This is a genomic window from Bacillus sp. UMB0728 (assembly GCF_002858875.1).
In the GTDB taxonomy this organism is placed as follows: Bacteria; Bacillota; Bacilli; order Bacillales; family Cytobacillaceae; genus Bacillus_AB; species Bacillus_AB infantis.
On the sequence record NZ_PKLA01000005.1, the window covers coordinates 398,391 to 421,517 of the forward strand.

Below are 23,127 nucleotides of genomic sequence, written 5' to 3' on the forward strand. Positions count from 1 at the left end.
TTTTATAGAATGAGAAAAAGATAGTGACCAAAGGTACAAATTTAAAGGGGCATACTGTGAGGATGCCCTCCTGGTTCACGGCATTTAAACTGCAGGAAATCAGGAGAACCCATGAAAGACCAGTGCTTCAGCATGGAAAAAAGGAAGGAGTAATGGTGTGAGTCAAGCTCCCGTTTTAGATGTAAAGCAGCTGAAAACCTCCTTTTTTTCTTCAGATGGAGAAATACCAGCTGTGGATGAAATCAGTTTTTCGGTCCGTAAAGGTGAAATTCTGGGAATAGTAGGCGAATCAGGCTGCGGCAAAAGCGTGACGTCGCTGTCAATCATGAAGCTGATCCCCCAGCCGCCCGGGAAAATCACAGGCGGCGAGATTCTGCTCAATGGCGAGGATCTGGTTGCAGCTTCAGAGAGCAGGATGAGGGAAATAAGAGGGAATGAAGTGGCGATGATTTTCCAGGAGCCGATGACTTCCCTTAACCCGCTGTTCACAATCGGCAGCCAGCTGGTTGAGGGCATTATGATACATAAGAAAATAAAGAAAAAGGAAGCGGCCAGTCAGGCTGTAGAAATGCTCAAGCTTGTAGGGCTGCCAAGGGCAGAGCAGATCATGAAGGAATATCCGCACCAGCTTTCAGGGGGGATGAGGCAAAGGGTGATGATTGCCATGGCCCTCTCCTGCCATCCGAAGCTGCTGATTGCGGATGAACCGACTACAGCGCTCGACGTGACGATCCAGGCCCAGATCCTCGCTCTTATGAAGGACTTGAATAAAAAGCTTGATACGGCCATCATGATGATCACCCATGACCTTGGCGTTGTTGCCGAGATCTGTGAAAGGGTCATAGTCATGTATGCAGGCAAGGTGGTCGAGGAAGCGCCTGTCAGGGAAATCTTCAAAAACGCCAAGCATCCTTATACAATCGGGCTTCTCCAGTCGGTCCCCGATATAAGGGAGAGGAAGGACAGGCTATACTCGATACCGGGTAATGTCCCTAAGCCTGGTTCAGTCAAGCATGGCTGCCGATTTGCGGCAAGATGCGAATTTGTTCATGACCGCTGTCTGTCGGAAACGCCGGAGCTGTACCAGGGAAATTCGCCGGTGCACACAGTAAGATGCTTTCTTCATGATGAATCAGGAGGTGCAGCCAATGACGGAAGTTCTGCTTGAGGTCAATCAGCTTAAAAAGTATTTCCCAATAACGGGCGGCCTTTTTGGCAAGAAGACCGGAGATGTAAAGGCCGTTGATGATGTCAGCTTTTATGTCAATAAAGGGGAAACACTCGGGATTGTAGGGGAAAGCGGCTGCGGTAAGTCAACGACCGGCAGGATGCTGATGAGGCTGATTGAACCAACCGAAGGAAAGGTGCTGTTTGAAGGGAAAGAACTGACAGGACTGAACGATTCGGAAATGAGAAAGATGCGCAAGGAAATGCAAATGGTATTCCAGGATCCGTTTGCTTCCCTGAATCCCCGCCATACAGTCGAAAAAATCCTTGAGGAGCCGCTGATCGTCCACGGGATGGGGGATAAGAAAGAGCGGAAGCAAAAGGTAAAAGAGATGCTCGAAGTCGTCGGTTTGAGCAGCTGGCATGCGAAAAGATATCCCCACCAGTTCAGCGGCGGACAAAGGCAAAGGATCGGGATTGCACGGGCCCTGATGACCAGGCCGAAGCTGATCATTGCGGATGAGCCGGTCTCTGCGCTCGATGTTTCCATACAGTCACAGGTGCTGAACCTGCTTGAAGACCTGCAGAAGGAGTTTCAGCTGACTTATATTTTCATAGCCCATGATCTGGGTGTTGTCAGACATATCAGCGACAGGGTGGGAGTGATGTATCTTGGGAGGCTGGTAGAAATCACGACGGCTGAAAAGCTGTATGAAAAGCCTTTGCATCCCTACACGTCAGCCCTTCTTGGAGCGGTGCCGGTCCCGGATCCAGATTTGCGCAAGGAAGCGGAGCTTCTGAGCGGAGATATCCCGAGCCCGGCTAATCCGCCAAAAGGCTGCGCCTTCCATACAAGGTGCAGGGAGTGCATGGAAATCTGCACGGTCGAACGGCCGCAGCTGGAAGAAATTGAAGAAGGTCATTTTGCAGCCTGCCACTTATACACCAGTAACAGGGTGCATGCATGATAAAAGAAAGATATTAAAAGGGGGAAAAGTATGAAAAAGCGCAATAGTCTTTTAATGTTGGTTTTTGCCCTGCTGCTGTCACTGGGGCTTGCAGGCTGCAGCGGCAGCCAGTCAAGCGGCACTGATGAAGGAGAGAAAGATTCCGGTACAGATTCGGGCGGTGAAACAGCTGCCGGCGGAACACTTGTCTTCGGGCGAAGCGGAGACTCTGATGCTTTGGACCCGGCCGTTACTACCGAAGGTGAATCCTTTAAAGTCACTGTCAATATTTTTGAAACATTGATCAACTTTGGCGAGCAGGATACAGAAATCCAGCCTGGCCTTGCAACTGAATGGGAGGAAAGTGAAGACGGGCTGAAGCATACGCTCAAGCTTCGCGAGGGAGTCAAGTTCCATGACGGGACAGACTTCAATGCAGAAGCGGTCGTCTTCAACTTCAACCGCTGGAAAGCAGGAAATAAAGAAGAATTCTATTATTATGCCTCTCAATTTGGCGATGTCCTAACAGAGGTAAAAGCAGTTGATGATTATACAGTTGAATTTACATTAAGCAGACCGATCGCTCCATTCCTGAAAAACCTGGCGATGTCGCCATTTGGAATCGCGAGTCCTGCAGCAGTAGAAAAGGCCGGCGATAAGTTCACTGACAACCCTGTCGGAACAGGTCCTTTCAAGTTCAAAGAATGGAAACGGAACGACCGTGTCGTCATTGAGAAGAACCCGGATTACTGGCAGGAAGGCCTGCCAAAGCTTGACTCAGTCATTTTCAGGGTCATCCCTGAAAACTCAGCAAGGCTGAATGCTTTGTCTACAGGCGAGGTTGACCTGATTGATGGCGTAAGCTTCAGTGATGTAGGGCAAATCGAAGGAAATGCAGATCTGCAGCTGTTTGACCGCCCGTCCATGAATGTCGGCTATCTTGGGCTGACCAATACACGCGGCCCGCTGAAGGATAAGAAGGTCCGCCAGGCGCTGAACTACGCAGTGGATAAGCAGGCTCTCATCGATGCCTTCTATTCCGGATATGCTGAGCCGGCAAAGAACCCGATGCCGCCGGGAATTGCAGGCTATAATGATGAGGTGCAGGATTATGAGTATAACCCTGAAAAGGCAAAGGAGCTTCTGAAGGAAGCAGGCTATGAAAATGGATTTGAGATGGAGCTTTGGGCCATGCCGGTTGCACGACCATATATGCCGGACGGGCAAAAGGTTGCTGAAGCCATCCAGGCCAACTTTGCTGATGTTGGCGTAAAGGCGAAAATCGTATCCTATGAATGGGGAACTTACCTCGACAAAGCCAATAAAGGGGAAGCAGATTCCTTCCTTCTCGGCTGGACAGGGGACAATGGAGATGCTGACAACTTCCTGTATGTCCTTCTTGACCAGGATACTATCGGATCCAATAACTACACATATTACAAAAACCAAGAGGTCCATGACCTTCTGATTAAAGCACAGACGCTGACAGACCAGGCCGAGCGTGAAGAGCTGTATAAGCAGGCTCAGCTGATCATCAAGGATGATGCGCCATGGATCCCGCTTGTCCACTCCAATCCTGTTCTTGCAGGAAAAGCGGATATTACCGGATTCAAGCCGCATCCAACAGGATCGGATCTGCTGTCTTCTGTGGAATTTAAAAAGTAAATGGAAAGAGAAAGAAAGGGAGTTCCTTAAAGCGGCTCCCTTTTCTTTTAGCCGGACCGATGCGGCTGGACAACCATCAAGAGAGGTGAAAACATGCTGTCATATACGATCAAACGAATATTTTCCCTTATACCGGTTTTACTGGGCTTGTCGCTGATTGTATTTTTCATGATCAGGGCCATACCGGGAGATCCCGCCCAAATCATCCTGGGCCAGCTGGCAACAAAAGAGGCTGTGGCTGATTTGACAGAGCAGCTTGGGCTTGATAAGCCCTGGTTTATTCAATATTTTACATATCTGGGGGGCCTGTTTACGGGTGATCTTGGGGAATCGCTTCGTACGAAGGCACCGATCAGCGGAGAAATTTGGCCTTTCCTGGCAGCTACCATGGAACTTTCCTTCTGCGCCATGCTCATTGCGATCTTTTTCGGCGTGAATGCAGGGATCATCAGTGCCTGGTTCCAAAATTCCTGGTTTGATTATATTGCCATGGTGCTTGCTCTTATCGGTGTATCCATGCCGATTTTCTGGCTTGGCCTTATGGAGCAGTGGATTTTTGCCATCAATTTAGACTGGCTCCCTACGTCCGGACGGGAAGAGGTCAGAAATCCGGTTGAGGCCATCACCAACCTTTATATCATCGATACTCTCCTTGCAGGACGGATGGATCAGTTCTGGGATGTCATCCGCCACCTTGTGCTTCCGAGCCTTGCATTATCGACCATACCGATGGCCATTATTGCCAGGATCACGCGTTCGACGATGCTTGAAGTCATGCGTTCAGACTTCATCCGTACAGCACGGGCCAAAGGGCTAAGGATGTTCTGGGTTGTGTACAAGCATTCTTTGAAAAATGCCATCATTCCTGTTTTGACGATTATCGGACTGCAGACAGGGCTCCTTCTTGGCGGTGCCATCCTGACGGAGACCATTTTCAGCTGGCCGGGAATCGGAAGATATATCTATGAAGCTATCAATTACCGCGATTATCCGGTCATCCAATCAGGGATCCTTGTCATTGCATTCATCTTTGTCATGATCAATCTGATTGTTGACCTCTTATATGCTGCAATCGATCCAAGGATCAAATACAACTAAAGGAGGGAAGAAGCCTATGGAATTATCAACAGAAAAAAATGTACATCCGTCTGCGGTCCAGGCCGAGGAAAAGGTGGAATCCCCCTGGCTTGAAGCATGGCGGAGCTTCCGGAAAAACAAGCTGGCTGTTGTCGGCGCGCTTATTGTTCTGTTCTTTGTCATTCTCGCAGTATTTGCGCCGCTGATCGCCCCTACAGGCATCAACGAGCAGCAGCTGGCAAACCGGCTGAAGGCCCCATCGGCCGACCATTGGTTCGGAACCGATGATTTTGGAAGGGATATTCTTTCCCGGGTAATTTATGGGGCGCGGATTTCTTTATGGGTCGGCTTTCTGGCCGTCCTTGGCTCACTTGCCGCAGGCTGTCTGCTTGGCATCCTTGCAGGCTATTATGGCCGCTGGGTGGATACGATCATTTCACGGTTCTTCGATATCATGCTTGCATTTCCTAGCATCCTTTTGGCGATTGCAATTGTAGCGGTACTGGGCCCATCCTTAAGGAATGCACTCATTGCCATTGCCATCATCAATATCCCTAACTTTGGGCGCCTGATCCGTTCCCGTGTGCTCAGTGTAAAGCAGGAGGAATATATCATGGCGGCAAAGGCGGTCGGCATGAGTGATGCCCGTATCTTATTCCTTCACGTCCTGCCGAACAGCATGGGTCCAATCATCGTCCAGGGAACACTGGCAGTGGCAACTGCGATCATCGAAGCAGCCGCTTTGGGCTTCCTTGGCCTGGGGGCAGAAGCGCCAAATCCCGAATGGGGAAAAATGCTCTCAGATGCAAAGGCATACCTCATCCAGGCCCCCTGGACAATGATCTTCCCCGGACTCGCCATCATGCTCACAGTACTCGGCTTCAACCTCATGGGCGATGGGCTGAGAGATGCATTGGATCCTAGGATGAAGAGTTAGGAAGAAAAGGGAATGTGCATGCTCAATAAAGGAATTGAATTCTGCTCATGAACAACATATATTTGTACTACATCTTGTGGCATTACGCATATTAGGCATTGGTTGAATATTCCACATTTAAGTGTCTTTTGACTTGAGAACCTAGAAGATTGGCAATGTCAAAAAGGGTACGGAAAAAGATCTTCCGCACCCTTTTTTGTTTGATAACAAATATTCTTTAGCGCCTAATTAACTAATAGATTTAAAAGCTGCCTTGGATATTACATTACTCAAACTTTAAAAAGCCTGTTGATTGCAGTGGAAGGCACGTAGACTCCTGCGGGATTGCAGCGGCCATGCTGAGACCCCGCAGACGCGCAGCGGTGAGGAGGCTCAGCGTCGCCCCGCGGAAAGCGAAGTGCCTGTAACGGAAATCAACAGCCGCCATTAACGGAAAAACCTAATCCCTTCGTTTGAAGAATTAACAAAAGCAGCCTGATGGCTGCTTTTGTAATTTATTCCTCGTTTTCCTCTATACTAATCTCGTTTTCCTCTTTATGATACGACTGGAAGCTCGAAATCAATGTATCCAAATGCTCGACCTGTTCGTCGTATTCAATAATGGCAGAAATAATTTGCATCGTATGATAGATGATCTGCTCATCATCATTTTCCATGTTTTTATGCTGCGCCAGGAAGAAGGTGAACAGCTCCTTGCGGTCCAGGCAGATATCGCCTTCTTCAAAACTCACCTGAGGTTTCACTTTACCAATGAACTTAAGCATCACATGCTCATGATAGTGTATCAGACAGTCCAGCTGCTGCTGGATAGAATTCTGGAAATCCTCTGGCATCTGCTGCAGCTCGTATTCATGGCGGTGCAGCCTTTTCAGTGTTTCAAGCGACATTTTAACGGTCGAGATCATCTGTCTGTAGATGACCAGCTTTCTTGCTTTGACCGGACTGTCTTTTTTCAGGTAATTACGTTCTTCCTTGTACATAAGGTACAGCTGATCGAGCTTGATGACATCATCTTTCAGCTTTTCGATATCATTTTTTAAGAGCATATGCTCAGAGGCATGGCGGACGTTCAGCCTGATCCACTTTGTAATATCTTCTGTCGCATTGGATATTTTATAATACAGCTTGTTTTCATATTTAGGCGGCAGGAATACAAGATTGACCAGGAAAGCTGATAATATCCCAAGCATGATGGTCGAAAAACGGATAACAGCAAATTGAACAAAGTCATCACCAGGAGTCTCCATGATGGCGATTAAGGTCACCAGTGACAGGGCGATGGTTTTTTCAAGCTTCAGCTTCAGGTTGATAATGATGACAATGACGGCGGCAAGACCGACAATGAAATAGTTGTTTCCGAAAACAAGAACAAAGACGACGGCAATGACAGCCCCGATGATATTGCCCTGGATCTGCTCGATTACCGATAGATACGATCTGTAGATGGTAGGCTGAATCGCAAAAATGGCTGCGATGCCTGCAAAAACAGGAGTTGGCAGGTTGAAGATTTCTGATAAAAATAAAGACAGTATGATGGCAATTCCCGTTTTTAGTATTCGGGCTCCAAGCTTCATGCAAATAATATCCTTTCGTATTTATAATGGCTGCCTTATTACAATAGAACAGCAATTATCTATTTTATACTTACTTTAAACCGATTTGCTCATTGTTAAACAATTATGTACTATACAGGGATTATCCTTGAAGTTCAAGGGACAAATATGATAAATCTCCGATAAAATTCCATTAAGGCGCTTACATGAAAAAAGTGGCGCATTGCCGGATCGATTATAGTATATGGGCGGGAAAGGCCTTCATATGATCCTTCAGTTGTGATGTGTATAAAAAGAAATAGGAAATAAATAAGGCCCGCTCAAGAATGTTGAGCGGGCCTTTGGCGAACCATCATTCTGTAGAAACAGAAGGGTCAGCCTGTTCTTTTACAGGTACTACCTGGAAGAAGTGGTTTTCAACGTCTTCAAGCAATTTGGACAGCTGTTCAGATTCTTCGTGCTGCCCTTGTTCCGCGAGCATTTTTATATAATTGCCGAGAAGCTCTTGAACATCTTCCTGCCCTTTTGAGGATAAAGCAGAGACCGTGACCTTTGCCCCTTTTGCGATCCTGCGCTGAAGGGCTTCCTTCGTGAGCCCCAATTCCGGCTGATGGCGGAGATATACGACTCCGCCGGTCATGCCCGCGCAGATCCATGGGCCAGGATCGCCCAGGACAAGGCCTCTGCCATTTGTCATGTATTCAAAAGCAAATCCCTTAATATTGGCATGTGTCCCGATGTTGCCATGTTCTTTTTCAGGAAGAGGCTTTTTCAGCTGCCCGCCAATAATCATGTCAGCACCGGAGAGACGGATGCCTGCCCTGGCATCGGCATTGCCCTGGGCCACGAGGAGCCCTTTTTGTGCGCCGTATCCAAACCCTTTGCCGACTGATCCGTTGTAGAAGCTGCCATTCTTTCCTTTTGATTTAAAAATCAGAATCTCTCCGCCGAATGAAGTCTTGCCGATGCCATCCTGGGCACCGCCGGCCACTTCAATATGGATACCGGCGCTGTTGTAGGCTCCGAGCCCATTGCCTGGAATCGAGCCGCCCTTATATTTAAGGGAAACTGGCGGAAGGCTCTGATATGATCCGTCCAGCCGGTTTCTGACACGGTGGCAGGAAACACGGCTTCCCAGCACACGCTGTTCTGAAGTAATGCTCTGGTATTCGCGTGATTGGTGAAGCTCTTCTACGCTTGCATCAAGATATTCTGCGCCTACTGCAACCTGAAGCTGGTGGGCATCGAGGGAAGCAGCCGCTTCCTGGTGGCTCAATTGGCCAATCTCCAGGGTGCGGAGGAGGTAGGTCAGGTCAAGCTGTTCTTTTCCTTTTGCCTGCTCGAGGAGGTCAGAGCGCCCGACAGCGTCCTGGAGGTTCCTGATTCCAAGTCCAGCCGCCAGCGCCTTGAGTTCCGTCCCGAAAGCTGTATATAAGTTCATGATGCCCTGGACGGCCAAATCGAATTGACGAGGGACGAAGCGGCGGAGGCCGTGATCTTTTGCCTGCGCTTCTGTTTCGATCTGGGTCGCAATCCCGACATGGCATGTATCCAGATGGCAGCCGCGGCATGTGGTACAGCCGATTGCAAGCATAGAAAGTGTCCCGAATCCGATTCTGTTTGCACCGAGGAGCATAACCTTCAGCACATCTGATGCACTCTTGATGCCGCCGTCTGCCCAGATTTCCACACTGTCGCGCAGTCCTGCTTCAAGCAGGGCGTTATGGGCGGCCTTAACGCCGATTTCAACCGGAAGTCCGACATGCTGGAGCGCATGGATCCTGGCTGCGCCGGTGCCCCCGTCAAAGCCGCTCAAAGTGATGATATCCGCCCCGGCTTTTGCGATTCCAACCGAGATCGTCCCGATATTAGGAACGACAGGGACTTTTACAGCAACTTTCGCTTTATCATTGGCCGTCTTAAGCTCGTGTATCATTTGGGCCAGGTCCTCAATTGAATAGATATCATGGTTGTTCGAAGGCGAGATTAAATCTGAGCCGATGGTGGCATTTCTCGCCTCGGCAATCTTCGCTGTCACTTTTGAGCCGGGAAGATGTCCGCCTTCACCCGGCTTCGCGCCCTGGCCGATTTTGATTTCAAGCAGGTTTGATGAGTTCAGCAGCTCTGCGTTCACCCCAAACCGGCCGGAAGCAACCTGCTGTCCGCGGGTATTCGGGTATTTGCCCAGCATATCCTTGATTTCCCCGCCTTCACCGTTCATGCTGACCATGTTCAGGCGGTCTGCACCTTCTGCATAAGCCCTGAAGGCAATCTCATTCTGTGAGCCGAACGACATGGAAGCAATGACAAAAGGAAGATCATGCGTGCCGACATTCAGGCTCACCTCTGAAGGCGATACAGGGGAGGAGGCAGGCTTGAAGCCGGTCAGATGGCGGATCGTTGTTGGATTCTGCTCCTCCTGTTCTGAAATCTTTTCCCCGTATGCTGTATAGTCGCCGGTTTTGGCAACTTCGCCGATGGCTTTCCAGATGCGCGGGAAAAGATGAAAGGTTTTTCCGATTCTTTCTTTTTCATTCTGGTAATCTTCTGCTCTCTGAATAGCATCTTCCTTCATGCTATCGAAATTGCAGGCAAGCTCTCCTGAACCGAAGAAGTTTACGATATTCAATATTTCGGCTGTCTCCTCATGAAGCCCGATGCTTGAGAATAGGCGTCCGTAGCCTCTCAGCTCGTGGATCCCGATAGTAGAAATGACCTTTTCAAGGCCTTTTGTCAAGGCAGTGTACAGGTTTACAAGCGGCGTGGCCGATTCGTCCAGCACAGTCATGAACATATAGTACGGAGATATCAGATCTGCACCAAGTCCATAGCTGGTGATGATATCATGCAGCGACCGGATGGAAGCTGAACGGAGCAGGATGGAACAGTCCCTGCGGACCGCTTCCTTAACGAGCGCCTGATCGATCGCTGATACAGCCAAATGCGGATCGAGCCAGAGATTCCCATTTTGGTGAGCCTGTGAATCATCCAGTATGAGGAGGGATTTTCCGCTCCTGACAGCGGCCACGGCATCCTCCGCCAAACGGCCAAGGGCCTCCCGGATGCCTTCATCTTCACTGAAAACAATCGGGATGTAGGCAGTCAGCTTTTGCTCCTGGTAATAGTCTGTCACCTGGTCATAGCTTGGCTGCTGGATGATGCCGGAACATTCGAATCCTGCTTTTCCTTCAATCAGGAGCGGAGTCTGAAGTTCAGTCACTCCTGAGACTTCCTTATCAGAATGGAAGAGGGCAGGGCGCTTCCCGATGATGGTCCTGGTTGAAAAGTGTTCTGTCTCACGGTCACGGTCAATGGCCGGATTGGTCACGACGGCCACACTTTCCTTTATATAGTCGGCAATATTTTTCCGCTCAGGGTTCAATGCTGCCAAAGGTGCATCATGTCCTAAAGAGCGGATCGGTTCAATGCCTTTATCAGCCATCTGCTCAACAAGCTGGACCTGGTCCCTTTCCCAGCCGAAAGCTTTGTATTGGCCGTTATGGATCTTGCTTGGATAGTTCATTGAAATCGTTTTGGGCAGCCTTGGCGTTTCGAGCCGCTTCCTGCTGCCGTCCAGATGCACCCGCTTTGAGAATCTCTTGTATACTTCTTCCTGGTATGCATGCTGTTCAAATACTTCAAGAACTTCTCCGTTCCATTTCAGGCCGACCTTTTCTCCAGGAGCCAGCGGCTTAGGCTCGTTTACATATTCGCTGGAAGGAATAATACCCGGTTCGGAAGAGAATAAATAAGAGCTTTCTGTTTCAAGCATCCAGAGCGGGCGCAGCCCAAGTGCATCCACGCTGAATACTGCCTCGTCCGCAAAGCGGGAAATGATGCCTGCAGGACCCTGGGCAAAATGGCCCCAGCCTTCCCGGATGTAGGTGTACAGATCCTGGAGATGGACCGGGTATGACTTGATTTCATTTACGATTGGCGGGAACATCACATCCATCGCTTCAAAAAGCGAATAATTTTCACGGCAAATAAACGTCTCAAGTGTTCTGCTCAAGTCCTGTGAATCGCTGCCGTCCTTCACGAGAGGGACGCCTGCAAGCTTAGCTTCATCCCGAAGCTTGGCAATTGTGTTGATTTCACCGTTATGCCCAAGCACACTGAAAGGCTGGACGCGGAAAAAGCTGGAGAGCGTATTGGTCGAATATCTGTTATGGCCTAGTGTCATCGTCGATGCGGCAAGCGGGTTCGCAAGGTCATGATAATATTTGGGCAGGATATCCCCTGCGCCCATTACTTTATATACGGCATGGTGCTGGCTTAAAGAAGCCACATGTACATGCTCATCTTCTTCGAAATCTATAATGAGGTTAAATAATTTTTCCGTAAGGGGCTGGCCCTCCAACTCTGATACAATGGCAAACTGCCAGAATATAGGGTTTTCCTGGATGGCAATCGGCCCAAGAGCTGAAGAATCTGTCACTTCGTCTGATTCAAATAGGATTTCAAAGCCTGCATCTACTAATTTTTCTGCAAGACTGGCTTTAATGCTTGAGCTTTTTTCATTTCTTGACATGAAAACATGGCCGACCGCAAAGCCTTCGCGGGAGGCTGCCTCAGGATCTGCACCGGCTTCAGATAGCTTCTGCTTCCATAGCTCTCGCGGGATATCAATGTGGATCCCGACGCCGTCGCCTTCTCCGTTAATAAAACCCGCGCGGTGATTCATCGTGACAAGCGCGTCAATGCAGCTGAAGATATTCTCCCTTGAAGGGATTTTATTCTTTTCCATTGCGGCTACAATCCCGCAGGCATCGTGCTCCTGGCGGTTAAATTCAGTGAATAGGGATGGGCTCCAAGTTTGTGTCATAAATACGGCTTCAGCAAATTGCCAAGCCGGTTCACCTCCTATAAGATTTTTCTGTATACAAAATGAAATTTTGTAAGGTTAATTGTTTCGGGGAAACATATAAGGGGAAAAACAGACAAAGTGGGACTTTATTTTTCAAAAACACAAAATAAACAAAAGTGAGTTTTTCGAAAATTAGTATTTCTATCATATCATAAGAATTTTCAGAAATCAATTAATTATACAAAACTATGGATGGGGAATAGGGAGCTGGAAAGGGATATGCTGATAAAACCTCTTATTTTGTAAACGTTTTCAATATTACCTATAATAAAAAAGGAGCCGTTTCAGGCTCCTTTTATGCATAAAAAACTGTATAATTATTCTCCGCCCATTATGCTGAATGCATGATTGACTGCATGGAGAGTTGCGTGTATATCTTCTTCGGTGTGGGCAATGGTTACAAACCAGGCTTCATACTTGGAAGGCGCCAGGTTGATTCCCTGCTCCAGCATCAGCTTGAAGAAACGCGCAAAAGTCTCGCCATCTGTGTTTTCTGCCTGCTCATAGTTTTCTACTTTTTCTTCTGTAAAGTAGATGGTCAGTGCGCCTTTCAGGCGATTGATGGTAATTTGGACCCCGTGCTCAGCCGCAGCTGCCAGGATTCCTTCTTCAAGCATTTGCCCAAGCCTGTCGAGATATTCATAAACTCCATCCTGTTTCAGGACTTCAAGGCAGGCGATTCCGGAAAGAATGGAAGCCGGGTTTCCTGCCATTGTTCCTGCCTGATAGGCTGGGCCTAATGGAGCCACCTTTTCCATGATTTCCAGTTTGCCGCCGTAAGCACCGATCGGAAGCCCGCCGCCAATGATTTTGCCCATTGCTGTCAGGTCAGGCTGAACGCCAAGCATATCCTGGGCGCCGCCATACATAAAGCGGAAGGCTGTTATGACTTCATCATATATAACGAGAGAGCCTGCTGCATGGGCAATTTCGTTAATCTGCTCCAGGAAGCCCTCCTTTGGTTCAACAATCCCGAAATTTCCTACGATCGGCTCGACCAGCACTGCTGCAATCTCGTCTCCCCATTTTCTCATCGCTTCTTTAAACGGCTCGATATCATTGAATGGGACCGTGATCACTTCCTGGGCGATGCTTTTCGGCACGCCGGCAGAATCAGGTGTTCCAAGTGTGGATGGCCCTGAGCCTGCAGCAACAAGGACAAGGTCGGAATGGCCATGGTAGCATCCGGCAAATTTAATGATTTTGTCTTTTCCTGTGTATGCCCGCGCCACACGGATCGTGGTCATGACGGCCTCAGTGCCTGAATTGACGAAGCGGACTTTTTCCATGCCCGGCATGGCTTCCTTCAGCATCTTGGCGAACTTAACTTCGTGCGGGGTAGGTGTTCCGTACAGGACCCCTGTTTCTGCTGCTCTTTTGATTGCTTCAGTAATATGAGGATGTGCATGGCCAGTGATGATGGGGCCGTACGCAGCCAGATAATCGATATATTGATTTCCGTCAACATCCCAGAAGTAAGCTCCCTGCGCACGCTCCATCACAACGGGAGCGCCGCCGCCAACGGCTTTATAAGAGCGGGAAGGGCTGTTTACTCCGCCCACAATATGTTTAAGTGCTTCTTCATGTATGCGTTCTGAATTTGAGAAATTCATTTTCTTCCTCCTTAGGCGTAATTCCCCCTCTATATTACCGCAGAATAACAGGCAGTAATAGCCCCGCGCTTATAGTAAGAAAGTTAGGAAAAAGGAAGGGGCTGGGACTGAACTGTCCGTAAAGCCTTACTGGCTGAGTCAGCCCGCTGTGGAGAGTGCTCCAGAGGGAAGAAGTGCAGGCTATTTGTATTAAAGATGTCCTTTGGCTAAAATGAGTTCTTGGGGCACCGGCTTTGGAGAAGGCAGGATGCCTTGGATGTTTTGAAATATATGCCCTTGTAAAAAGGGATTGAACTGGAGGAAAACATGAAGGATGCCATCATTGTAAATGGCCTGCGCAAGGAATTTAAGGCCTATTCAAGCAGGGCCGGCCTTAAAGGGGCCTTCCGCGATCTGTTTACGCGAAATTATAAGATTGTCCCTGCTGTCAACGATATCAGCTTTCAGGTAAGGCAGGGGGAAATGGTAGGCTACATAGGGGAAAACGGAGCGGGAAAGTCGACGACCATCAAGATGCTGACCGGCATCCTGGAGCCGACTTCCGGGGAGGTGACTGTCAACGGGATGAATCCGCACAGGGACCGGGAGAAATTCGTCCAGACGATCGGGGTTGTGTTCGGGCAGAGATCCCAGCTGTGGTGGGATATTGCCGTTCAGGAATCGTTCCGGCTTTTAAAAAAGGTTTATAAAGTTTCTGATGAGGATTATGCCAGCCATATGGACCATGTCATCAGGACGCTGGATATCGGGCCTCTCCTGGATAAGCCCGTGCGCAAGCTCTCGCTTGGACAGAGAATGCGCTGCGAGCTGGCGGCGGCCCTGATCCATAATCCGCCGCTGTTATTTCTTGATGAGCCGACGATTGGCCTAGATGTCCTGGTTAAGCTGAAAATCCGTGAGTTTTTAAAAGAAATCAACCAGAAATACAATACAACCATTCTTTTGACCACCCATGACCTTTCTGACATTGAAGCACTTTGCGAACGGGTTGTCATGCTTGATGAAGGCCGCATCATATACGACGGTGCTTTGCAGAGCCTGAAGGAAACCTGGGCTGAGGGAAAGGAAATACGGTTTGAATTTCTTGAGCAGGCAGAATTGGGAGCCTTGGAAGAGCTTACTGCTGATCTCCCGGTCGAATGGCAAAGGAATGGAGAAGACGAAGCCTTTACGGCCTTTGCGGAGGATAAAGAGGAAGTCATCTCTGCGCTGATTGCAAGGGCAGTCTCGGCCTACAAGGTCAGGGATATTAAAATCATGGAAACGTCAACCGAAGAAATTATCCGCAATATATACGATAAAGGCATGGCTTGAGGAGGCAGCAATGGATAAGTATGTAGAAATGATCCGTATCCGTTTTTTGATGATGCTCGCCTACCGGACGAATTATTATACAGGCATTCTGATATACAGCATTAATATCGGCGCTTATTATTTTTTATGGACTGCGATATATGGAGGGAAAGAGAGCATTGAGGGCCTTTCCGTCCTGCAGATGACCACCTATGTAGCTGTTGCCTGGATGGCCAGGGCCTTTTATTTCAATAATATTGACCGGGAAATGGCTGCAGAAATAAAGGAAGGAAAAGTAGCGGTCGAACTGATCAGGCCATACAATTATCTTGGCATGAAGACCATGCAGGGGCTTGGTGAAGGCATTTTCCGTTTGTTCTTTTTCTCTGTTCCCGGCATGGTCATTGTGGCCCTGATCTTCCCGCTTGAATTTTCGGCAGACCCTTCTACCTGGCTGCTGTTTTCAGTGTCCATATTACTCAGCTTCTTGATCAATACCCAATTAAATCTGCTGACAGGGATTACGACTTTTTTCTTATATAATAATACAGGCTTGATCAGGGCCAAGCGCGTTGTGATCGATCTGTTTTCCGGGCTGCTGATCCCTCTTTCCTTTTTCCCTGTGTGGGCTCAGGATATCTTGAAATTCCTTCCCTTCCAGGGCATCAGCTATATTCCAAGCATGATTTTCACCAATGGCTTCACACAGGGGGAAGCCATCAATGGTCTGCTGCTTCAGGGAGTGTGGGTGCTGATCCTTATCATTCCGATACAGGCACTTTGGACCGCGGCGAAAAAGCAGATGGTCATACAAGGAGGGTAACAGCTTGTTTTATATTTCGATTTTCTTCCAATATGTGTCTCAGTATATGAAAACAAGGCTGGAGTATCGGGCAGATTTGGCGGTTGAGGTTGTATCCGATTTGCTGTTTCAGGCAGTCAATTTGATCTTTATCCTGGTTGTCTTTGGACATACCAGCTATTTGAGCGGCTGGAACAGAGATGAAATTATCTTTATTTATGGCTTCTTTCTTGTTCCGTATGCCCTGTTTTCTTCCTTTTTCAATATTTGGGATTTCAATGAACGATATATCGTAAAAGGCGAGTTTGACAGGATTTTGACCAGGCCTGTCCATAGCCTTTTCCAGATTGTCCTGGAAAGGATGGAACTGGAATCTCTGTTTGGAGCCGTGACCGGCCTGGTGATTATGTTTTATGCGGGAGAGCAGCTTGGACTCAGCATAAGCTGGTATGATCCTTTCTTGTTTATCCTGCTTGTGCTCGGCGGTGTGATGGTTTACGCGGGAATCTTCGTCCTGATTGCGTGCATCAGCTTTTGGGCAGACGCGAGAACTTCCATCATGCCGATGATGTACAATATCGGGAATTATGGAAGATATCCGGTAGACATATATAATGGTGCCATCCGTTTTGTACTTACCTGGATCCTCCCGTTCGCGTTTGTCGGTGTCTATCCGGCGGCCTATTTCCTTGGGAAGCATGAATGGCTGGTCTATTCTTTCCTGACGCCAGTCATCGGTCTGGTATTCTTCTGCCTGTCCATCATCGTCTGGAATCAGGGAGTAAAGAAATACCGTGGTGCGGGGAATTAGAATGGCAAAAACAGCACTCTCTTAAATGAGGTGCTGTTTTTTTATGTCTTCTGATCTTGGTGTAAACTCAAACTCTGCTGTTTTCTTTTTCGTTCAAATATTTTATATCTTTGAGATAGTTTTGATAAGCAGCCGTTGCTTTATCCGGCGGCTTTGGGAGTGTTTTATAAATTTTATTAAGCATATAAACCGCTCTGAACAAAGTGCCGGCAATGATCCCGAAAGCAATAATGCCCGCCAATAAAGGACTCAGCATCAATAAAATGCATCCTAAAATTACAGCGAGCAATATAGACAGCAGCAGATACATAAATAACTCCTCTCACTTTAAAAATGGATATTCATTATTTTAACAGGATAATACTGGAACCGCACTATTTGTTAAAAGACAAGCCGGCATACAGGCCCTGCTTTAAGCGTATAAATCTAGGGAGTATAAAGGAGAAGAGGGTCTGATTTGGTCTTTTATCTTTCGCTGATATTGATTGCCTTCTGTGTATTGATGAGTCTGCGGACCTTGTTTATCCCCCATAAGATCCGCGGGAAAAGAGTCTCGTTTGAAAACTTTCTGTATCTTGCTTTTATATATGTGACGGTCATGATTGGCTTTGGGCTTTTTTACGTTTTAATGGAGCAGAACGGTACCCAGGTTCTCCGGGAAAGCGCGGGAGCAGAAGGGGGAACATTTTTTCAAAGGCTGGAGACAGGTTTCTATTTCAGCGCCGTAACCCTTTTTTCAGTAGGCTATGGCGATATTTCCCCTATAGGGATCGGGAGGATGATCGCCGTCCTTGAGGCATTGATCGGCTACACGATTCCCGCAGCATTTGTAGCGAGGGCCGTATTCGACAGAGAGTCCTGACAGTGTCCCGGATTTGTGTTTGCGGCAGATTTTGGATAGGCTTATGATATCACAACGATGGAGGGATTAATATGCAGATTGAACTGGGAAAACAGGCTCCGGGGTTTGAACTGCCGGACGCAGATGAAAAGCCGGTAAAGCTGTCAGACTTCCGGGGCAAAAATGTGGTCCTGTATTTCTATCCTAAGGATATGACACCTGGGTGCACGACCGAAGCATGTGACTTCAGGGACAAGCATGAGGAGTTCCAGGGAGCGGACGCTATAATCATCGGTATAAGCCCGGACCCAGCCGGCAGGCATGGTAAGTTTATTGAGAAATACGGATTGCCTTTTATCCTGCTGTCAGATGAAGAGCATAAAGCCGCTGAAGCATATGATGTATGGAAGCTGAAGAAAAATTTCGGCAAAGAGTATATGGGGATTGAAAGATCCACCTTTATCATTGATAAAGAAGGGAATCTGGTGAAGGAATGGAGGAAGGTAAAGGTTAAGGGCCATGTCGAAGAGGCGCTTGCTTATGTACAGGAGCAGCTTTCCTGAGTAACGGGATTGGATACTTGTATCCAATCTTTTTTTCATTTTAGTGTAGTGATTTGCGGGGTCCATTCGTCTAATATACTAAGGGTTAAATTTTCCAGAATGGATATTGGGTGATATGTGATGGGCAAATACATTTATATCTTGCTGACAGATACAGGAACGATATTTTCAAGACTGATAAAGTGTTATACCAAAGCTCCGTATAATCATTCTTCCATTGCGCTGGACAGGCAGTTCAATCAATTATTCAGCTTCGGGAGGCGCAGCTATTTGAACCCTTTTTCAGCCGGATTCATTAAGGAAAGGGTCGATGGGGGCGTGTTCAAGCATAAGAGAAATACGAGATGTGCGGTTTACCGGCTGCAGGTTTCAGATTCACAGCATAAAGACATCCGGAAAATAATCCTGCAATTTGAGGAAGATCCGCTGAGGTATAAATATAATCTCCTCGGGTGCATCGGCATTATCTTTGGGATAAAATTTCAAAGGGCCGATGCCTTCACCTGCTCGCAATTCGTATCCACCATTCTTACACAGAGCGGGATACATACATTTGATAAATGCTGTGAAATGATCAGGCCTGATGACGTTGCCGGCATCCCCCGGCTGTCTTTGATATATGAAGGATATCTCCATCAATATTGGGAGAGGTCGCGAATGGCTGAACCACTGCATAAAAGGGCAGCTGTCTGGCCCAATTTAACATAACAAAGGCGGATGTCCATTCATTTAAACAAGTTTTGAATATCATTAGATTAGGGCATACCTCCTCAGATACTTTGAAGCAGATCCTTTCAGGGTCTGTTCTTTTTTTATGCTGGCAGAGCAAGAAAGTTTCGGCATCTGAAGAAATGGGTATGATCGATTGGAAAATGTAAAAACATCCTTCGGGTGATATGATGAAGAAAACGAAGGAGGGAACGGGTTTGAAAATAGTATCTTCTCTGCAGCCGGAAAAGGATCTGCAGGATAAAATTAAGAATACTTTTCCGGATGCGGCTTTTGAATTTTATGAGAGTATGGAGCAGGCTGAAGGGGCATTATCCCAGGCTGAAATCTTCATTACTTATGGCGAGGATCTGACAGCTGCGCATATTGAGAGTGCCAAAAAGCTGAAATGGATCATGGTAATGTCCGCGGGGCTGGAATTGATGCCGCTCAAGGAATGTGAAGAAAGAGGCATTCTTATTACTAATGCAAGAGGGGTTCACAGCATCCCGATGGCAGAGTTTGCACTTGGGATGATGCTGATGCACGAAAAAAAGGCGAAAAAGCTTATTGTCAATGAAGAGAATGAAGTCTGGGACCGGAATATCCAGATGGGCGAGCTCCGCGGAAAAACCATGCTGATCCTTGGAACCGGCGCAATTGGAAGTGAAATAGCCCGGCTGGGGAAAGCTTTTGGATTGAAAACCTGGGGCATCAACAGCAGCGGTTCGCCTGTGCCACATATTGACAGCCTTTTCAGCCTTGAAGAGTTGGACATACTATTACCGGAGGCTGATTTCCTCATCTCGGTGCTCCCCAGTACTGGAGAGACAAGACATCTGCTCAGGATGGAGCACTTCCGCAGGATGAAGAACAGTGCAGTCTTCATCAACTTGGGCAGGGGGGATGTCGCCGGGGAAGAAATATTGCTGGATGTGATGCAGAAGAGGCTGATTTCACATGCCTATCTGGATGTTTTTGAAACAGAGCCGCTGGAGAAGGGGCATCCATTCTGGAAGCTGGACAATATAACCGTCACTCCGCACTTATCAAGCAGATCAGCCATGTACCTGCCAAGATCCTTTGAAATTTTTGCCCATAATCTTCATACATATATACAAAGCGGGAATGACTATGTGAATAAAATTGATCCTGGGAAGGGGTATTAATTTGAAGATCTACACTAAAACAGGAGATAAAGGAACAACATCGCTCATATACGGAGAGCGTGTATCAAAAGGGGACATGCGGGTAGAAGCTTACGGGACCTGCGATGAAGCCAATTCGATGATCGGCCTGGCACTCAGCTATTTAAAGGGTGAATTTTTTGAGGGTAAAAAAGAGCTTGAAGACACATACCATAAAATACAAACAGCCCTTTTCCATGTAGGCGCAGAGCTTGCGACTCCTCCCGGGAAAGAGGTCAAGTGGAAAGTTTCTGAAGGTGATATCAAAATCATGGAGAACAAAATTGATGAATGGGATGCTGAACTCCCGCGGCTTGCCAATTTTATCCTTCCAGGAGGAAATCCTGCAGGAGCCGCTTTCCATTCAGCCCGGACGATTGTGCGGCGGGCTGAAAGGGAGGCCGTGCGGATTGAAGGTGTTAACCAATTGGTGCTTTCATACCTGAACAGATTGTCTGACCTGCTGTTTGTAACGGCCAGATATGTAAATCTTCAGCTGGGGGAAAACGAGAAAAATCTTCACGAAGAGGATTGAAATCAATCAGGCATCATACAGTAATATTGACAAATAGCATAAAAAGTTAGTACACTATTTATAAAGATTACAAAGTAAGAATCTTTGTTGGAAAAGAGGTGCATGACGGTGGCTCAAACACAGTTAAAAGAAGCGCTGGATACCTTGAAGGATACAGGAGTGCGTATTACTCCGCAGCGTCATGCGATACTTGAATATTTAATAAGCTCCATGTCACACCCGACTGCAGATGATATTTATAAAGCATTAGAAGGAAAATTTCCTAATATGAGTGTGGCTACAGTTTACAATAATCTAAGAGTATTTCGTGAAGTTGGCCTGGTAAAGGAACTGACCTATGGGGATGCATCAAGCAGGTTTGACTTTATTACAACCCATCATTATCATGTGATTTGCGAAAACTGCGGAAAAATCGTGGATTTCCATTATCCTGGTTTGGATGAAGTTGAACATCTGGCTTCCCATGTAACAGGTTTTAAAATCAGCCATCACCGCATGGAGATTTACGGCACATGCCCGGATTGTGCAAGCAAGGAAGCGCACTAATTCTATAACGCCGATAGCCTGCTATCGGCTTTTTCTTTTGTTTTAGAGGGAATCGGCGGCTTACGGATGTTTTGCGGATAAAAAAATAACCCAGCATCCCTGCTGGGCCGATTTATTCTGAGCATATTTATTGCTCAGCTTTTTTCTGTTTTGAACCCTTTCTGTTGTAGCTCTCATTGAATTCTTTCCCTTCGAGGGAAGGATCGAGTGTCAGCGGTTCATTGCAATACATGCACATATCCACACGGCCAAGCATCTTTGTATATTTCCCGCAATTAGGGCACTCAACTTGTACAGTTTTTGTTGAGAGCATGCCAATCCAGAAATAAACACCGGTGCTGGCGATGATGCAAAGCATGCCTAACAGCATGAATATAGTCATGACAATCGGTGAAGTCCTGAAGAATATTCCTATATACATAACAATAAAGCCGATGAATACCAGACTAAGCGCAAAGGTCCGTATTTTGTTGATCTTGCTCGAATATTTTGCCATTCTTTTTTGTCCCTCCCAAAGTATAACTATACCATATTTGCTTTTCTAAAGGATATCTGCAATACATGAATAATGATCCTGTCGAATAATGCTTGGGGACAGCAGGAATTCCTGGATGGCTGTAGAACCTATATGCTATAAAAGAAAAGCGAGGGGCCTTGCGCAGATGAGCGCAGACTTGGAATGCCGTGTGCTGCGGCAATATCAAAGTGCCTCCCGGGGCTGGTCCGGAGGATAGGCTCCGCTGCACTAAGTTATTGAAGTTCAAATTAATCTATCCTTATCTAATATTAATGGAGGAATGATGATGGAAGACATTCTTCGCCCTATTTATCAGGAACGGGCAAGCCAGGCCAACACGCTTGGAGTGCTGATCATAGAAAAAAGAAATAAAGCGGTCCCTGTTACAGATACCTTCGATGCAGTCCTGCTGATCGTTGTCCAGGAGGCGGAGGTGCCGGTTTTCGTGAAGCATTATACTTATAATGATAAAAAAGCAGCACTTCATATCGTAAAGGAGAGCCAGCTGAATGAATGGATCCTCCACGGCTCCAACAGGAAGATTTTTGATTGGCTATATAATGGGAGAGTCGTTTTTGACCGCAATGAGTATATAAGCAACCTGAAAGTTGAATTAAAGGAATTCCCGTTCTATGGAAGAAAGCTGAAGATGGGCGTGGAATTTGCGAAATTAATAAGGCGCTATATGGATGGAAAGGCATTTTTTGAAAATAATCATTATCTCGATGCCTATAACCATGTCGTTCATTCTCTTCACCACCTGGCGCGGCTTGCTGTCATTGAAAGCGGCTTTCACCCTGAAGTCACTGTATGGCATCAGGTTAAACAGATAGAACCGGAAATCTTTAAATTATATGAAGAGCTTGTCATCAGTGAAGAGCCATTAGAAAAACGCCTTGAGCTTCTTTTTCTGGCAAGTGAATTCCTGATCCATTCAAAAACCAAAATCGGGATTCAGCATCTCACTGATATAATGTCCGAAAAAGAGGACTGGTCCTTCAATGAAATGATCACCCATCCTGAATTAAGTGCTTATTCTGTTGATTTAAGTATGCTGCTTGAATATCTGATCGATAAACATCTAATAGAGGCAGTTGAAATTGTGACGAAAAGCCCTGGTTTGTATCACCGCCATTATCGGACGAAAAAATTATTTTAAAAAAACATTAAAACGTATTGACCTTTTATTATTTACTTGATATATTTATATCCGTCGCTGCTAGTTGTTCAGCAAAAACACAGTGGCTGACGGATTTAAATAACAACCTGAAAAATTATTTTTGAAAAGTGTTGACAGAACGAATGACACATGATAAGATAATAAAGTCGCTCAAGGGCGGCGAGGTTAAAAGAAGATTGTTCTTTGAAAACTGAACGAACAAAAACGTCAACGTTAATCTTATTTTTATCAGAGCTAAATCTTACTCTTATATGGAGAGTTTGATCCTGGCTCAGGACGAACGCTGGCGGCGTGCCTAATACATGCAAGTCGAGCGGA

20 protein-coding genes and 1 rRNA gene are annotated in these 23,127 nt (G+C 47.0%); 16 read left to right on the forward strand and 5 right to left on the reverse strand.

Annotated features, from left to right (window positions below):
* The first annotated feature begins 157 nt into the window (after nucleotides 1–157).
* The 5 genes from CYJ37_RS21375 to CYJ37_RS21395 all read left to right on the forward strand — a co-directional run bounded on the left by CYJ37_RS21375 (nucleotide 158) and on the right by CYJ37_RS21395 (nucleotide 5,793).
* The gene (locus CYJ37_RS21375; protein ID WP_101551691.1) at nucleotides 158–1,168 is read left to right on the forward strand and encodes an ABC transporter ATP-binding protein; all 1,011 of its coding nucleotides are present in this window, start codon (nucleotides 158–160) and stop codon (nucleotides 1,166–1,168) included.
* Nucleotides 1,149–2,135 (forward strand): ABC transporter ATP-binding protein, encoded by a 987-nt coding sequence (locus CYJ37_RS21380; RefSeq protein ID WP_094769933.1) that lies wholly within the window; start codon nucleotides 1,149–1,151, stop codon nucleotides 2,133–2,135. The genes CYJ37_RS21375 and CYJ37_RS21380 overlap by 20 nt, the downstream gene beginning before the upstream one ends.
* A gap of 30 nt (nucleotides 2,136–2,165) precedes the next feature.
* Nucleotides 2,166–3,779 carry an ABC transporter substrate-binding protein gene (locus CYJ37_RS21385; RefSeq protein WP_022543511.1) on the forward strand — a complete coding sequence of 538 codons (1,614 nt, stop codon included), beginning with the start codon at nucleotides 2,166–2,168 and terminating at the stop codon, nucleotides 3,777–3,779.
* Between the two features lie 93 nt (nucleotides 3,780–3,872).
* Nucleotides 3,873–4,877, forward strand: a complete 1,005-nt coding sequence (locus tag CYJ37_RS21390; protein ID WP_009795210.1) for an ABC transporter permease — start codon at nucleotides 3,873–3,875, stop codon at nucleotides 4,875–4,877.
* 16 nt (nucleotides 4,878–4,893) lie between these two features.
* Nucleotides 4,894–5,793: an ABC transporter permease gene (locus CYJ37_RS21395; protein WP_022543512.1), complete on the forward strand. Its 900-nt coding sequence runs from the start codon at nucleotides 4,894–4,896 to the stop codon at nucleotides 5,791–5,793.
* Between the two features lie 494 nt (nucleotides 5,794–6,287).
* On the opposite strand, the gene CYJ37_RS21405 is transcribed toward CYJ37_RS21395, so the two are convergent.
* From CYJ37_RS21405 to CYJ37_RS21415, 3 genes are all read right to left on the reverse strand, one after another.
* Entirely contained in the window at nucleotides 6,288–7,367 is a 1,080-nt protein-coding gene (locus tag CYJ37_RS21405) for an FUSC family protein (RefSeq protein WP_009795212.1), read from the reverse strand.
* Between the two features lie 331 nt (nucleotides 7,368–7,698).
* Entirely contained in the window at nucleotides 7,699–12,171 is a 4,473-nt protein-coding gene (locus tag CYJ37_RS21410) for a glutamate synthase-related protein (RefSeq protein ID WP_101551693.1), read from the reverse strand.
* Nucleotides 12,172–12,530: 359 nt separating this feature from the next.
* A complete protein-coding gene (locus tag CYJ37_RS21415) occupies nucleotides 12,531–13,826 on the reverse strand; it encodes a glutamate-1-semialdehyde 2,1-aminomutase (protein ID WP_009795214.1) in 1,296 nt (431 codons plus the stop codon).
* 306 nt (nucleotides 13,827–14,132) lie between these two features.
* Between CYJ37_RS21415 and CYJ37_RS21420 the strand changes: the two genes are divergently transcribed.
* From CYJ37_RS21420 to CYJ37_RS21430, 3 genes are read left to right on the forward strand one after another with little or no spacing between them, the layout of a single operon-like run.
* A complete protein-coding gene (locus tag CYJ37_RS21420) occupies nucleotides 14,133–15,140 on the forward strand; it encodes an ABC transporter ATP-binding protein (protein ID WP_009795215.1) in 1,008 nt (335 codons plus the stop codon).
* 10 nt (nucleotides 15,141–15,150) lie between these two features.
* Complete coding sequence (locus CYJ37_RS21425; protein ID WP_101551695.1) at nucleotides 15,151–15,942, forward strand: ABC transporter permease; 792 nt, start codon at nucleotides 15,151–15,153, stop codon at nucleotides 15,940–15,942.
* 4 nt (nucleotides 15,943–15,946) lie between these two features.
* On the forward strand, nucleotides 15,947–16,732 hold the full coding sequence (locus CYJ37_RS21430; protein ID WP_094769927.1) for an ABC transporter permease: 786 nt from the start codon (nucleotides 15,947–15,949) through the stop codon (nucleotides 16,730–16,732).
* Nucleotides 16,733–16,799: 67 nt separating this feature from the next.
* Here the strand turns inward: CYJ37_RS21430 and CYJ37_RS21435 are convergent, their stop codons facing one another.
* The gene (locus CYJ37_RS21435) at nucleotides 16,800–17,042 is read right to left on the reverse strand and encodes a hypothetical protein (protein ID WP_101551697.1); all 243 of its coding nucleotides are present in this window, start codon (nucleotides 17,040–17,042) and stop codon (nucleotides 16,800–16,802) included.
* Between the two features lie 147 nt (nucleotides 17,043–17,189).
* Between CYJ37_RS21435 and CYJ37_RS21440 the strand changes: the two genes are divergently transcribed.
* The 6 genes from CYJ37_RS21440 to perR all read left to right on the forward strand — a co-directional run bounded on the left by CYJ37_RS21440 (nucleotide 17,190) and on the right by perR (nucleotide 21,112).
* On the forward strand, nucleotides 17,190–17,594 hold the full coding sequence (locus tag CYJ37_RS21440) for a potassium channel family protein (protein WP_101551699.1): 405 nt from the start codon (nucleotides 17,190–17,192) through the stop codon (nucleotides 17,592–17,594).
* A gap of 71 nt (nucleotides 17,595–17,665) precedes the next feature.
* On the forward strand, nucleotides 17,666–18,136 hold the full coding sequence (bcp, locus tag CYJ37_RS21445; protein ID WP_101551701.1) for a thioredoxin-dependent thiol peroxidase: 471 nt from the start codon (nucleotides 17,666–17,668) through the stop codon (nucleotides 18,134–18,136).
* A 120-nt stretch (nucleotides 18,137–18,256) separates the two neighbouring features.
* Nucleotides 18,257–18,844 (forward strand): hypothetical protein, encoded by a 588-nt coding sequence (locus CYJ37_RS21450; RefSeq protein WP_101551703.1) that lies wholly within the window; start codon nucleotides 18,257–18,259, stop codon nucleotides 18,842–18,844.
* Between the two features lie 218 nt (nucleotides 18,845–19,062).
* Nucleotides 19,063–20,013 carry a D-2-hydroxyacid dehydrogenase gene (locus tag CYJ37_RS21455; RefSeq protein ID WP_257964277.1) on the forward strand — a complete coding sequence of 317 codons (951 nt, stop codon included), beginning with the start codon at nucleotides 19,063–19,065 and terminating at the stop codon, nucleotides 20,011–20,013.
* Nucleotide 20,014: 1 nt separating this feature from the next.
* Entirely contained in the window at nucleotides 20,015–20,566 is a 552-nt protein-coding gene (locus CYJ37_RS21460; RefSeq protein WP_101551707.1) for a cob(I)yrinic acid a,c-diamide adenosyltransferase, read from the forward strand.
* 108 nt (nucleotides 20,567–20,674) lie between these two features.
* Entirely contained in the window at nucleotides 20,675–21,112 is a 438-nt protein-coding gene (perR, locus tag CYJ37_RS21465) for a peroxide-responsive transcriptional repressor PerR (RefSeq protein WP_022543515.1), read from the forward strand.
* 127 nt (nucleotides 21,113–21,239) lie between these two features.
* Here perR and CYJ37_RS21470 read toward each other — a convergent pair whose 3' ends face one another.
* Nucleotides 21,240–21,608 (reverse strand): YgzB family protein, encoded by a 369-nt coding sequence (locus CYJ37_RS21470; RefSeq protein WP_009795226.1) that lies wholly within the window; start codon nucleotides 21,606–21,608, stop codon nucleotides 21,240–21,242.
* Between the two features lie 307 nt (nucleotides 21,609–21,915).
* Between CYJ37_RS21470 and CYJ37_RS21475 the strand changes: the two genes are divergently transcribed.
* On the forward strand, nucleotides 21,916–22,788 hold the full coding sequence (locus CYJ37_RS21475) for a nucleotidyltransferase-like protein (RefSeq protein WP_022543517.1): 873 nt from the start codon (nucleotides 21,916–21,918) through the stop codon (nucleotides 22,786–22,788).
* Nucleotides 22,789–23,057: 269 nt separating this feature from the next.
* Nucleotides 23,058–23,127: ribosomal RNA gene (locus CYJ37_RS21480) — 16S ribosomal RNA — on the forward strand; the annotation flags it as partial.